This window comes from Tabrizicola sp., from assembly GCF_041913445.1.
Classification (GTDB): Bacteria; Pseudomonadota; Alphaproteobacteria; order Rhodobacterales; family Rhodobacteraceae; genus Tabrizicola.
This window is the reverse complement of the sequence record NZ_JAYSFG010000015.1, coordinates 78,209-91,739: the sequence shown is the minus strand read 5'-3', so window position 1 is coordinate 91,739 and position 13,531 is coordinate 78,209. Positions and strand designations below refer to the sequence as shown.

Annotated in this window: 10 protein-coding genes and 1 pseudogene; 2 read left to right on the top strand and 9 right to left on the bottom strand. The window is 66.1% G+C overall.

Going from position 1 to position 13,531, the window contains the following annotated elements; translation table 11 throughout:
- The 7 genes and pseudogenes from ACE3Q6_RS16120 to glpD all read right to left on the bottom strand — a co-directional run.
- A pseudogene (locus ACE3Q6_RS16120) lies at positions 1-586 on the bottom strand (carbohydrate ABC transporter substrate-binding protein); the annotation flags it as partial.
- 84 nt (positions 587-670) lie between these two features.
- Positions 671-1,078 carry a DUF2160 family membrane protein gene (locus tag ACE3Q6_RS16115; RefSeq protein ID WP_374434504.1) on the bottom strand — a complete coding sequence of 136 codons (408 nt, stop codon included), beginning with the start codon at positions 1,076-1,078 and terminating at the stop codon, positions 671-673.
- Positions 1,079-1,241: 163 nt separating this feature from the next.
- Positions 1,242-2,045, bottom strand: coding sequence for a carbohydrate ABC transporter permease (locus tag ACE3Q6_RS16110; protein WP_374434501.1), 804 nt, complete (start codon positions 2,043-2,045; stop codon positions 1,242-1,244).
- Complete coding sequence (locus ACE3Q6_RS16105; RefSeq protein ID WP_374434498.1) at positions 2,045-2,917, bottom strand: carbohydrate ABC transporter permease; 873 nt, start codon at positions 2,915-2,917, stop codon at positions 2,045-2,047. Before ACE3Q6_RS16105 ends, ACE3Q6_RS16110 begins: the two co-directional genes overlap by 1 nt.
- A 3-nt stretch (positions 2,918-2,920) precedes the next feature.
- Complete coding sequence (locus ACE3Q6_RS16100; protein WP_374434496.1) at positions 2,921-3,991, bottom strand: ABC transporter ATP-binding protein; 1,071 nt, start codon at positions 3,989-3,991, stop codon at positions 2,921-2,923.
- Positions 3,992-5,080 carry an ABC transporter ATP-binding protein gene (locus tag ACE3Q6_RS16095; protein ID WP_374434492.1) on the bottom strand — a complete coding sequence of 363 codons (1,089 nt, stop codon included), beginning with the start codon at positions 5,078-5,080 and terminating at the stop codon, positions 3,992-3,994.
- A 10-nt stretch (positions 5,081-5,090) separates the two neighbouring features.
- A complete protein-coding gene (glpD, locus tag ACE3Q6_RS16090; protein ID WP_374434490.1) occupies positions 5,091-6,692 on the bottom strand; it encodes a glycerol-3-phosphate dehydrogenase in 1,602 nt (533 codons plus the stop codon).
- 228 nt (positions 6,693-6,920) lie between these two features.
- Between glpD and ACE3Q6_RS16085 the strand changes: the two genes are divergently transcribed.
- Positions 6,921-7,682 (top strand): DeoR/GlpR family DNA-binding transcription regulator, encoded by a 762-nt coding sequence (locus ACE3Q6_RS16085; RefSeq protein WP_374434488.1) that lies wholly within the window; start codon positions 6,921-6,923, stop codon positions 7,680-7,682.
- 39 nt (positions 7,683-7,721) lie between these two features.
- Here the strand turns inward: ACE3Q6_RS16085 and ACE3Q6_RS16080 are convergent, their stop codons facing one another.
- Both ACE3Q6_RS16080 and ACE3Q6_RS16075 read right to left on the bottom strand, forming a co-directional pair.
- Entirely contained in the window at positions 7,722-9,023 is a 1,302-nt protein-coding gene (locus ACE3Q6_RS16080; RefSeq protein WP_374434485.1) for an HlyD family type I secretion periplasmic adaptor subunit, read from the bottom strand.
- Positions 9,020-10,759: a type I secretion system permease/ATPase gene (locus ACE3Q6_RS16075; protein ID WP_374434483.1), complete on the bottom strand. Its 1,740-nt coding sequence runs from the start codon at positions 10,757-10,759 to the stop codon at positions 9,020-9,022. Before ACE3Q6_RS16075 ends, ACE3Q6_RS16080 begins: the two co-directional genes overlap by 4 nt.
- Before the next feature lie 584 nt (positions 10,760-11,343).
- On the opposite strand from ACE3Q6_RS16075, the gene ACE3Q6_RS16070 reads away from it, so the two are divergent.
- Complete coding sequence (locus ACE3Q6_RS16070) at positions 11,344-13,458, top strand: M10 family metallopeptidase C-terminal domain-containing protein (protein ID WP_374434481.1); 2,115 nt, start codon at positions 11,344-11,346, stop codon at positions 13,456-13,458.
- Positions 13,459-13,531: the final 73 nt, after the last annotated feature.

Sequence of the window (13,531 nt, the reverse complement as noted above, 5' to 3'; positions counted from 1 at the left end):
TGAACCAGTCGTAGCGGAACCAGTAGAGGTTCGCGAACTGCTGGTCGGGCAGCTGGTAGACCTTGCCATCCGGCCCGGTCACGAACTTCAGGCCGATGAAGTCCTGCAGGTCGAGGTTCGGGTTCGTGACCGCCGCCCCGTCGCCTGCCATCCAGTCGGTCAGGTTGTGGGCCAGCTGATAGCGCCAGTGGGTGCCGATCAGGTCCGAGTCGTTGATGTAGGCGTCATAGATGTTCTCGCCCGACTGCATCTGCGTCTGCAGCTTTTCCACCACGTCGCCTTCGCCGATCAGGTCATGGGTGACCTTGATCCCGGTGATCGCGGTGAAGGCCGGCGCCAGCACCTTGGATTCGTATTCGTGCGTGGTGATGGTTTCCGAGACGACCTTGATCTCCATGCCCGCATAGGGCTTGGCCGCGTCGATGAACCACTGCATTTCCGCTTCCTGCGCGGCGCGGTCCAGCGTCGAAAGCTCGCCGATTTCGGCATCGAGGAAGGCTTTCGCCGCCTCGATGTCGGCCCAGGCGGGGGCCTGCATGGCGATCAGCGCAAGCGCCATCGCCGTTGCGGTGGAACGAAGTCTCATGTGATTCCTCCCAGAATGTTGAGACGTTTCAGGTTCTTGTTCCCGGGCCGGTCTCCTTGCCCGCCCCGGGCCGTCGTTGCCCCCTTACACCCAGCGGAAGACCGCGAAGGCATAGGCGAGGGAGAGGATAAGCGCGCCCCAAAGTGCGTCGGGGCCCGCGAAGAAGAGCCAGCCCAGATGGATGAAGGCTGTGCCCAGAAGGGTGATGAAGAGCCGGTCGCCACGCGTCGTCTCGATCCGCAGGATGCCGACGCGGGGGGTTTCCGGGAAGCGGATCGCAAGCAGCGTCATGATGATGAGAAGCGCCGCGATGCACCAGAAGAAGAGCGCGACCGGGAAGGTCCAGGCCATCCAGAAACCGGGGATGAGCTGGCCGGTCCATTCGCGGACGCCCTCGTCATCGACGGGGACGGCCCAGATCAGAAGGGCGAGGATCGCGCCCATGATCGCGGCGATGGTCAGGTAGATCGGGGTCCAGCGGGTAGTGGTCATGGCGTTGGTCCCTTGGGTCTGGCCGTGTGCCCCCCACCCCCGGCCCCTCCCCACGGGGGGGAGGGGAGGCGCTTGGGGCAGACGGCGGGAAGGAAGGCGGGGTTTGCGGCTCCCCTCCCCCTGGTGGGGAGGGGATGGGGGTGGGGGGCGCTGTGGTGGATCATCACACCCTCCCCAGGGCGAAGCCCTTGGCGATGTAGTTGCGGACGAAGTAGATCACCAAGGCCCCCGGCACGATGGTCAGGACCCCTGCGGCGGCGAGCACTCCCCAGTCCATCCCCGAGGCGGAGACGGTCCGGGTCATCGTGGCGGCGATGGGCTTTGCGTCGGTGGTGGTGAGAGTGCGGCTCAGCAGGAGTTCGACCCAGCTGAACATGAAGCAGAAGAAGGCGGCGACGCCGATGCCCGAGGCGATGAGCGGCATGAAGATCTTCACGAAGAACTTCGGGAAGGAGTAGCCGTCGATATAGGCCGTCTCGTCGATTTCTTTCGGGACGCCGCGCATGAAGCCTTCCAGGATCCAGACCGCGAGCGGCACGTTGAAGAGGCAGTGCGCTAAAGCCACGGCGATGTGCGTGTCGATCAGGTTCATCGCCGAGTAGAGCTGGAAGAACGGCAGCGCGAAGACGGCCGGCGGGGCCATGCGGTTGGTGAGCAGCCAGAAGAACAGGTGCTTGTCGCCCATGAAGCTGTAGCGGCTGAAGGCATAGGCCGCGGGCAGCGCCACGATGATGGTGATGACCACGTTCATGGTCACGTAGATCATCGAATTGACGTAACCCATGTACCAGGACGGGTCGGTCAGGATGACCGCGTAGTTCTGGAACGTGAGGTCCGCCGGGAAGAGGGTGAAGGTCGAGGTGATCTCGGTGTTGGTCTTCAGGCTCATCCCCACCAGCCAGTAGATCGGGATGAGGAGGAACAGCAGGTAGATCGTCATCACGACGGCGTTGGAACGGAAGCGCATCAGCGGGACTCCTCACGGTCGAGGTTGGTCATGACGGTGTAGAAGACCCAGGAGATCAGGAGGATCACCAGGAAGTACATGATCGAGAAGGCGGCGGCGGGGCCGAGGTCGAACTGGCCGGTGGCCATTTTCGCCAGGTCGATCGACAGGAAGGTGGTGGAGTTGCCGGGGCCGCCGCCGGTGACGACGAAGGGCTCGGTGTAGATCATGAAGCTGTCCATGAAGCGGAGGAGGACGGCAATGAGAAGGACGCCCTTCATCTTCGGCAGCTCGATGTAGCGGAAGACGGACCAGCGGGTGGCCTGGTCGATCTTGGCGGCCTGGTAGTAGGCCTGCGGGATCGACTGGAGGCCCGCGTAGCAGAGGAGTGCCACCAGCGAGGTCCAGTGCCAGACGTCCATCACGATGACGGTGATCCAGGCGTCGATGGGATCGTTGGTGTAGTTGTAGTCGATCCCCATCGCGGCGAGCGTATGGCCCAGAAGCCCGATGTCGACGCGGCCGAAGATCTGCCAGATGGTGCCGACAACGTTGAAGGGGATAAGCAGCGGAAGGGCCATCAGGACCAGGCAGAACGAGGCCCAGAAGCCCTTCTTCGGCATGTTCAGCGCGATGAAGATGCCAAGGGGGACCTGGATCAGCAGGATGATGACCGAGAAGAGGATCTGCCGCCCCAGAGCCTCGTGCAGGCGGTCGGAGGCGACCATCTCCTCGAACCAGTCGATCCCGGCCCAGAAGAATTCGTTCTGCCCGAAGGTGTCGTTGAAGGCGTAGTTGACCACGGTCATCAGGGGCAGGATGGCCGAGAAGGCCACCAGCACGAGGACGGGAAGGACGAGGAACCAGGCCTTGTTGTTCTGGGTCTTTTCCATCGGTCAGGCCCCCATTGGCTGGATGCGCCAGTCGTTGGCGTAGACGTTGATCTTTGCGGGCGGGAAGGCGACGCGGGGGTCCGCCGGAACCGTCTGGCCTTCGGCCAGGATGGCGTTCAGCGGCTGGCCCTGGAACTCGGCCCGGATGATGCGGTGGCGGCCCACGTCCTCGACCCGCTTCACGGTCACGGGCAGGCCCTGATCCGAAATGGTCACGTAGTCCGGGCGGATGCCGATCTGGGTGCGGCCCGTTGTTGGCCCGTAGGCCGCACCCAGGGGCACCGAGACGCCTTGCAGGCGCGCCTCGGATCCCGAAATCTCGGCCTCAAACAGATTCATGCCCGGCGAGCCGATGAAGTAGCCGACGAAGGTATGGGCCGGGGTCTCGAAGAGTTCCTCGGGCGTGCCCATCTGCACCACGCGGCCCTCGTGCATCACGACGACCTTCTGCGCGAAGGTCAGCGCCTCGGTCTGGTCATGGGTCACGTAGATCATCGTGTGCCCGAACTCGCGGTGGAGCTCCTTGAGCTGGGTCCGCAGCTCCCACTTCATGTGGGGGTCGATCACCGTCAAAGGCTCGTCGAAGAGGATCGCGTTCACGTCCTCGCGCACCATGCCGCGGCCAAGGCTGATCTTCTGCTTGGCGTCCGCCGTCAGCCCGCGCGCCTTGCGGTTCAAGTCGGCCTCCATGCCGATCATCTTCGCGATCTGGTCGACGCGCCGCGCGATGTAGGCGGCATCCATCCCCCGGTTCCGCAACGGGAAGGCCAGGTTGTCGCGGACGGTCATCGTGTCGTAGACCACGGGGAACTGGAACACCTGGGCGATGTTGCGTTCCGTCGTCTCGGCGTCGGTCACGTCGCGATCACCGAACAGGACGCGGCCCTGCGACGGGCGCACGAGGCCCGAGATGATGTTCAGAAGAGTGGTCTTGCCGCAGCCCGACGCGCCCAGGAGAGCATAGGCCCCGCCGTCCTGCCAGACGTGGTCCATCTCTTTCAGCGCATAGTCGGCGTCGCTGGTCGGGTTGGCCAGGTAGCTGTGGGCCAGGTTGGAAAGCGTGATCCGGGACATTCAGGCCGCCATCGCGTAAGGGGCGGGCGCGGCAAGGCGGCCCGAGTTGTCGAACAGGTAGACATGGGCGGGGTCGAGGTAGACCGAGCAGGCCGTGCCCGCTGACATCGGATGCACCCCGTGCACCAGCCCGACCCAGCGGTCCGGCCCGTGGTCGAGGTGCAGGAAGGTTTCCGACCCCGTGATCTCGGTCGCGCCGATGGTGCAGCGGAATTCGACCGCATCGCCGGAGTGGCGGTTCAGCGTGACATGGTTCGCGCGGAACCCGGCCATGTAGCTGCCGTCCGGCAGGGACAGAAGCCCCTGCGGAGCGGGCGCGTGGGTGCTGTCGCCGAAGGTCAGGCGGCCGGCTTCCTTGCGGCAGGCCACGAAGTTCATCGGCGGATCCGAGAAGACGCGCGCCGTGGTCGCATCCGTGGGCATCCGGTAGACCTGCGGCGTCGGGCCGAACTGGGTCACCCGGCCCTCCCAAAGCGTGGCGGTGTTTCCGCCCAGAAGCAGCGCCTCTTCCGGCTCGGTGGTCGCATAGACGAAGATCGCGCCCGAGGCCTCGAAGATCCGCGGAATCTCGATCCGCAATTCCTCGCGCAGCTTGTAGTCAAGGTTGGCGAGCGGTTCATCCAAGAGGACCAGCCCCGCGCCCTTGACCAGCGCCCGGGCAAGCGCGCAACGCTGCTGCTGGCCGCCCGAAAGCTCCAGCGGCTTCCGTTGCAGCATGGGCGTCAGGCGCAGCATCTCGGCGGTCTGGCGGACGGCCTTGTCGATCTCGGCCGCCGGGCGCCCCATCAGGCGCAGGGGCGAGGCGATGTTTTCATAGACCGTCAGGCCCGGGTAGTTGATGAACTGCTGGTAGACCATCGCCACCTTGCGGTCCTGGACCTTGACACCGGTGACGTCCTTCCCTTCCCAAAGGATGCGGCCTGCAGACGGCTTGTCGAGGCCCGCCATCAGCCGCATCAGCGTGGTCTTGCCCGCAAGCGTCGGCCCCAGAAGCACGTTCATGGTCCCGTTCTTCAAAGTGAGGTCAGTGGGGTGGATATGCACCCTGCCCCCGACCAACCTTGAGACCCCCTGCAATTCCAGCGTCATTCCGTCCCCCCTATTCCGCCGCCGGGCTGACCGCCCGCGCGGCGTCCGCCCCGGCCTCGTGGGCCATGAAGCGGTCAAGCCGTTCGATCTGGTCCGCCGTCATCCGCAGCCCAAGCTTCGACCGCCGCCAGACCACATCGGCAGCCGCCACCGCATATTCGTGTGACATGAGCCAGCGCACCTCGGCCTCCGTCAGCGTCGCGCCGAAGTCCTGGCCCAGCGCCTCGGCCGTGGTGGCCCGCCCGAGGATCGCCTCGGCCTCGGTCCCGTAGGCGCGGACCAGGCGGGCGGCCCAGTAATCGGTGAGGAAGGGGTGATTGGTCTTCAGCTTCGAGATCAGGGCGGCAACACCGTCGTGCGGGAAGTTGCCCCCGGGAAGCGGCACGCGGGCAGTCCAGGCGGGCTTTGCCGCCGGGAAGAAGGGCTGAAGCTTCGCAAGCGCGGATTCGGCCAGGCGGCGGTACGTGGTGATCTTGCCGCCAAAGACGTTCAGAAGAGGCGCGCCGTTCTGATCCAGCGACAGGACATAGTCGCGCGTGGCCGCCGTGGCCGACTTGGCCCCGTCGTTGTAAAGCGGCCGGACGCCAGAATAGGTCCAGACCACGTCGTCTTTCGTCACCGGCTTGGCGAAGTACTGCGAGGCGAAGGCCAGCAGATAGTCCCGTTCCTCGTCCGTGCAGTGGGCGTCCTTGGGGGCGCCCTTGTGGTCCTTGTCGGTGGTGCCGATCAGGGTGAAGTCCTGCTCGTAGGGGATCGCAAAGATGATCCGCCCGTCCGATCCCTGGAAGAAGTAGCAGCGGTCGTGGTCGAAAAGCCGTTTCGTCACGATGTGGCTGCCGCGGACAAGCCGGACGCCTTCGCTGGAGTTGATGCGGGCCACGTTGCGGATGACGTCTTCCACCCAGGGGCCGCCGGCGTTGACCAGGGCGCGGGCCTGGTGGTGTTCGGTGCCGTGGGGGCCTTGGGTCGTGACATGCCACAGGCCATCGCGGCGCTCGGCACTGGCGACGCGGGTGCGCGTCAGGATCCGCGCGCCGCGCTGCGCCGCATCGCGGGCGTTCAGGGCGACAAGGCGCGAATCCTCCACCCAGCAGTCGGAGTATTCGAAGGCCTTGCGGAACTTCGGCTGCAGCGGCTTGCCCGCCACGTCTCGCGTCAGGTCCAGCGTGCGGGTCGCGGGCAGGATCTTCCGGCCGCCCATGGTGTCGTAAAGGAAAAGGCCCAGCCGGATCAGCCAGTCCGGGCGCCGCCCCTTGGCCCAGGGCATGACCCAGCCCAGAAGGCGCGAGGTCGGCGTGTCGCTTTCAAACCGCATGTCCGGGGACAAGGGCAGGACGAAGCGCATCGGCCACGAGATGTGCGGCATGGCGACAAGAAGCGTCTCGCGTTCTTCCAGCGCTTCGCGGACCAGGCGGAACTCGAAATATTCCAGGTAGCGGAGGCCACCGTGGAAAAGCTTGGTCGAGGCCGAGGAGGTACCCTGCGCAAGGTCACCCTGTTCGGCCAGCGTGACGGTCAGCCCGCGGCCGGTCGCGTCGCGGGCGATGCCGCAGCCGTTGATTCCGCCGCCGATGATGAAGAGGTCGCTGACCCCTGCGCGTTCGATTGTCACCTTGGGCTCCTCCCCCGGTGGCAAACTGGACCGGGCGTTGCGATTCAGTCAACAGGAAATTTTCGTTTACGCGCGCTTTTCCAAAAAGCGAACATCGGCGCAAGCGCGATTGTGCATCTGCAGCGGAAAATTCTGCAATCGCAAAAAAGCGAAAGCAAGAAAATCGCTGACAGCCGCGCTCGTGCGTGGCAGAAAGCGGGAACGCGGAATGCGAAGGAAACCGAACCCGTGGCGCTGAACTTTCGGCAGACCGAGATCCTGGAACTGGCCCGCGCCGAGGGCCGGGTGGTGGTCGAGGATCTGGCGCAGCGCTTCGACGTGACGCTGCAGACGATCCGGCGCGACCTGTCGGACCTGGCGGACGCCGGGCACCTCGATCGGGTGCATGGGGGCGCAGTGCTGCGGACGGGCGTGGCCAACATCGGCTACGAGGCACGGCGCAAGATGAACGAGGGCGCGAAGGCCGCCATCGCCCGGGCCTGCGCGGCGGCGATTCCGGACAATTGCAGCCTGATCCTGAACCTTGGCACCACCACCGAAGCGGTCGCCCGCGAATTGCTGGCGCACCGCAACATCACCGTCATCACCAACAACATGAACGTGGCGAACACTCTCGTCGCGAACCCGGGCTGCGAGATCGTGGTGGCGGGGGGTGCGCTGCGCCGGACGGACGGGGGCCTGGTCGGAGAGCTGACGACCCAGTTCTTCGGACAGTTCAAGGTCGACTACGCGGTCATCGGCGTCTCGGCCCTGGATCGGGACGGCGACCTTCTGGACTTCGACCTGGCCGAGGTGCGGGTGTCCAAGGCGATCATCCAGCAGTCGCGGCGGACTTACCTCGTCTGCGACCATTCCAAGCTCGACCGATCCGCCCCGGCCCGGCTGGCGTCCCTGTCCGAGATCACGACGCTGTTCACCGATCAGCCCTTGCCGGCAGAGCTTATGCGGAAATGCGAGGCCTGGGGGACCGGAGTGCAGGTCGCGGGCTGAGCCCGGCCCTTCGCGACCTTCCGTCGGTCCCGGCGGCAATCAGTGTTCGCGGAAGGCGTTGCGGAAGTAGTCGGTGAAGGGCTTGAGCAGATAGGACAGAGGCGTCCGGTCTCCCGTCCTGATGAAGGCATCCACGGGCATTCCCGGGACCACGGTCTGGTCCAGCTTCTGCAGCCCCTCGGGATCGATCAGGATTTCGGTCCGAAAGAAGCGCGCTCCGCTCGCCTCGTCCACAAGCGCGTCGGCCGAGACCAGCGTCACCTGCCCGACGACCTCGGGCGTGGTCCGGGACGGCAGCGAGGAGAAGACGAGCCGGGTTTCCTGACCCACGTGCACGTCGTCGACATCGGTCGCCCGAATGCGGACCGCAGCCAGAAGCGGGCGGTCTTGCGGCACGATGAACAGAAGCGGATCGGCGGGCCGGATCACCGATTGCGGGGTCGTCACCTTCAGCCCGAACACCACCCCCGCCGCCGGCGCGCGGATGTCGAGCCGCCCGATCCGCTCGACAAGAGCGCGCTGGCGTTCCGAAAGCTCAAGCTCTCGCGCGGCGACATCGCGCAGCTCGGCCTCGGCCCTTTCACGCAGTTCGGTGGCAAGGCCCTGGATCTCGATCTCGATCTCGGTGATCCGTCCGGCGGCTTCAGCCTCTGAGGCCGCCAGCTCCCCCATCCGCCCCTCGACCTCGGCCAGCTCGCGCTCGATGGCCGTCACGCGCGGTGCCTGGGCCAGCCCCTTGGCCAAGAGGTCGCGCTGCGCCTGAAGGTCGGTGCCAAGAAGTCTTGCCTGCGTCTCAAGCGCCGCCTCCTGCGCCTTGATCCCCTTGATCTGGCTGCCGATCTGGTCGATCCGCTTGCGTCTTTCCTCGACCCCATGGGCCAGGCTCTCGCGGTGCGCGGCGAAGAGACCGGCCTGCCCTTCGACCATCTCGGCCACGTCTGGGGACCCCTCGGCCACCTGCAGCAGGTTGTCCGGGAAAGTCACCACCCCGGCCCCGTTGCGTTCGGCCTCCAGCCGGGCGCGGCGGGCGCGGAGTTCGTGAAGCTGGTTCTCGACAATGGTCAGCTCGGACCGCAGCGGGCTTCCGTCCAGCCGCAGAAGGACATCACCGACCCCAACCCTGTCGCCTTCCGCGACCAGGATCTCGGAGACGACCCCGCCGTCGATGTGTTCGACCACCTGCCGGTTCCTGGACACCTCGACCTGGCCGGGCGCGATGATCGCCCCGGTCAGCGTCGTCAGGACCGACCAGGCCCCCAACCCACCGATCAGCAGCACCAAGGTCAGGAATCCCAGGACCATCGGCCCGCGCGCCGACCAATGCGTCGTTTGCCCGGTCATGTCGCCCCCACCCGGTTGGCTGGTCCGAGGATCAGCGTGTTGTGGTTTCGCACCAGCTCGCGCAGGACCTGGTTGCGCGGACCGAAGCCCCGGCGCAGCCCCTCGTCCAGGACCAGAAGCATGTCGCATTCCTGGATCGCCGCCGGGCGGTGCGCCATGATCAGGACCGAGTTGCCCTCGGCTTTCATGGCCCGGATCGCGGCGTTCACCGCCGCCGAGCCGTCGCTGTCGAGGTTCGAGTTCGGCTCGTCCAGGATCAGCAGCACCGGGTCGCCGTAAAGCGCCCGCGCCAGGCCGATGCGCTGGATCTGGCCGCCGGACAAGCGGTTGCCCGCTGCCGAGACCAGCGTGTCATACCCGTTCGGCAACCTGACGATCATCCCGTGCGCATCGGCCTTCATCGCCGCGGCCACAACGCGGGCGCTGTCTGGTTTGGGATCAAGCCGCGCGATGTTGTCGGCGATGGTGCCGTCGAACAGCGTGATCCGCTGCGGAAGATAGCCGATGAGACGCCCAAGCCGATCCGGATCGTACTGGTCCAGCGTCGCCCCATCCAGCCGGATCGTCCCCGACCGCGGGCGCCAGACGCCGGTCAGGGCCTTTGCCAACGTCGACTTGCCCGATCCGGAGGGTCCGATGACGCCGACCGCTTGTCCCGGATCGACCCGGAAGCTGACCATGCGCAGGATCACCCCCTGGTCGCCCGGAGGGCCGACCGTCAGCGCGTCCACTTGGACCAGCGCGCGCGGGCGCGGCAGGGCCGTGCGCGGTGCTGTGGGCGGCACGCGGGACAGAAGCCCTTCCAGACGGCGCCAGCCTTCGCGCGACCGCTGCGCCAGCGGCCATTGCCCCACCACGGCCTCGATCGGCGCCAGCGCCCGGCCAAGCAGGATCGAGCCCGCGATCATCGCCCCCGCCGTCAGTTCGCCCTGCAGGACCAGCCAGGCCCCCAGGCCCAGCATCGCTGATTGCAGGAACAGCCGGAAGGTCCGGGTAACGGAGCCGAAGGCACCCACCACCCCGCCGGCCGTGATCGCCTTCTGCAGCGCCCTTTGGCGAGAGACATGCCAGCGGTCGAAGCCCGCCTCCTGCATCCCCAGCGCCTGCAGGGTCTCGGCTTCGTTCTTCAACTGGTCCGACAGGCGTTCGGATGTGACCGAAGCCCGGCCCGCTTCGATCTGGGGACGGCGCGAAAGGATCTGGTTGACCAGGGTGATGGCCACCAGCGCCGCACCTCCCCCGATGGCAAGCCAGCCCATAAGCGGATGGAAGACGAAGGCGGCGGCGAAGAAGACCAGTGTCCAGGGCAGGTCCATCAGGGCCAGGAACAGGGGCGAGGCGAGGAAGGTCCGGATCGCCTCGAGGTCCCGCTGGGCCGTGACGGCGTCCGCATCGTTCGGAGCGACGGCCGCCACCTGCATCGCTGCACTGAACACCCGCCGGTCCAGCCGGTCCTGGAACCGGGCGGCGGCGATTGCCATGATCCAGCTGCGGGCATAGTCCAGAAGGCCCATCGCCAGGAACAGGGCAAGGGTCAGGATCGACAGCGCCACCAGCGTTTCCTCGGACCGGCTGCCCAGCACGCGGTCGTAGACCTGCAACATGTAAAGTGGTCCGGTCAGCATCAGGACGTTCACCACCAGGCTGAAGAGCGCGACGGTCCAGGTCAGTCCGATGGCCTTTCTTCGCGCCGACCGAAGCTCGCCCCCGCCCTGGACCGACTTACTCTCCTCCAAGATGATTCTCCGGGTGGCTTGCCATCGTCATTCCTTCACGCTGCGGACGGCGGTCCGGTCGTTGGCACGGGGGTCACCAGCACAGGAAAGACGGGCTCACATGCCCTTCAGGACCCGATTTGCAACCCGCATAGGCGGACGGCCGCGGCAGAATGCCACGGACAGGCGAATTTCGCCCACAACCAGAGGTTAACTCTCGCCAAGTGATTTAATCCGCCGTATAGGGAAATGGTTCCGTAACGAATGAAATATTTTTTGGGGCGACAACGCCCCGCGGGGGCATATCGATTGGCCCCGTTCACCCGGAATGGCTTTCTGCCCCGCAATTCCACGCCGCCACCCGCGGCGCGGACCGGAAGACGCTTGCCTGCCCGCAATCTTAAGGCTTGGCCGCGGTCAAGACCCGTCAGTTCTGCTGCCTTTCCGGCGGCCTGTTCCCGCATGCCCAGTTGGGCCCCCAACTCACACCCCAGGATCACTGCCATGACTCCCACCCTCCACCTCCCGGCCACGTCGCCGATGCTTCACCACAGGCTCGCAGAAACCGCGGCGGCCCGTTCCACCCTTCTTGCGGCGGTCTGATCATGCTCGTTTCGCTTGGCACGACCGCGGCGCAGCTGCAGACACTGATCAACACGGCACCCGCCGGGACCACGCTTCAGCTTGCGGCGGGTCACTACAAGTTCGACCGCACCATCGTCGTGGACCGCGACGACATCTCGATCGTGGGCGCGGGATCGGGGAAAACCTTCATCGACATGCCGTCCGGCCTGGGCGGGGCCGCATTCCAGATCGGCAGCGGGGTCCAGAAGGGGGCCTTCACCCTTGCCAAGGACATGGCCGAAGGCGGCACGGTGATGACCCTGTCCGGCGCGCACAGCTTTGTTGCGGGAGACTATGTCTACCTGTCGCGGGAAAGCACCGCGGCCTTCTACGCCGAGATCGGCGACACCACCTGGGCGCGGACCGACGTGCCGCTGCGCACCTCGATCGCGAAGGTCGTGGCGGTCAACGGATCGCAGATCACCCTGTCGCCCGGCGTCCACTTCGATTTCCCCATCGGCGAGACCAAGATCAGCGAGATCGCGATGGCCGAGAACGTCAAGGTCGGCGGGTTCACCGTGGACTACGGCCTGTCCGCTGCGAATCCGTCCAATTTCGCAAATACGCTCAGCGCCTATGACCGCAACGCCGTGATCGAGATCGACGGCACGGCGGGCGTCCAGCTGTTCGACGTCACCTCGCATGACGTGCCCTCGCTGGGGGTCAACGTGGCCAGCAGCACGAACGCGAAGATCGACGGCATCACGATGACCGGCGCGCACAACAAGGGCGAGGGCGGCAACGGCTATGGCCTGCAGATCCGCGACGTCTATGACAGCAGCTTCACCAACCTCAGCGACATGGACATGCGCCATTCGGTGGTCTTCGCCTCGTGGACCTCGGCCGCCGGGAACTTCGTGCATGTGTCGCAGACCGACCGCGACATCAACTTCCACGGCGGGCGCGACCATGACAACGTGGTGATGGTCGACCGGTCGATCCGCGATGCGAACTCGGACATCATCTCGCCCACGCTTTTCGTCAACACCGAGGGCACGCATTACGGAACCGTCACGGACGCCAGCGCAAACAAGGTCGCTTTCGGCAGCGTGGTCGGAACCCGGCTGGCCGACGCCATCACCGGCTATGACAACGGCGCATTGCTGGACGGCAAGGCGGGCAACGACAGCCTGACGGGCGGGGCCGGCAACGACAAGCTGATCGGCGGCGCGGGCGCGGACAACCTGAACGGCATGGCCGGCGTGGATATCGCCGCCTACACCGGCAAGCATGCCGACTTCACGATCCGGTCGCTGGGCGCCGGCGTGTTCGAGGTGACCGACCGGGTGGGCACCCAGTCGGTGGACCGCGTGACGGGCGTGGAATGGCTGGTCTTCGATGACAAGGCCGTCGATCTTCGGGACATGTCGGTCAAGCCGCTTTCGGCCGTGGACGGCATCTTCCAGGGTGCCGGAACCTGGCGGCCCGCCAGCACCACCACGCAGACGCAGAACATCGCCACCACGGGCGACGACGTCTTCACCGTCACCAGCAGCAGCACCGTCATCTCAGGCCTGGCCGGGATCGACACGGTGCGGTCATCGGCGACCTACACCATCGCGTCCGATGTCGAGAACCTGGAACTGACGGGCACGGCGGCGATCAACGGCACCGGGAACCTGAATGCCAACGTCCTGACCGGCAACGCCTTGGCCAACACCCTGCGCGGGCTGGCAGGGGCCGACCGGCTGGAGGGACGCGAGGGGAACGACAGCCTGAACGGCGGTTCCGGGAACGACGTCCTGCACGGCGACGCCGGCAATGACATGCTGAACGGCGGCGCGGATCGGGACGTCCTTTCGGGCGGCGCGGGCGCGGACGTGTTCATCTTCCAGCGCGCCTCGCACTCGACCCGCGCCGCAAGCGACAGGATCCTGGATTTCCAGACCGGGGTCGACAAGCTGGACCTGTCGCTGATCGACGCCGACACCTCGGTCTCGGGGAACCAGGCTTTCGTTTACGGCACCTCCGCCGCGGGGGCGGCCTCGCTGTGGATGAGCGGCGGATTCGTCTTCGGCGACGTGAACAACGACGGCATCGCGGACCTCGCGATCGAAGTGACCGGCGCCATCGCCCAGAGCGACTTCCTGTTCTAGGCGATCTGGCAGGGCTGGGGCATCCGGCCTTCCGTAGTCCTCGGAAGAAGGGCACGGAAGGTCGGCGAGCGCC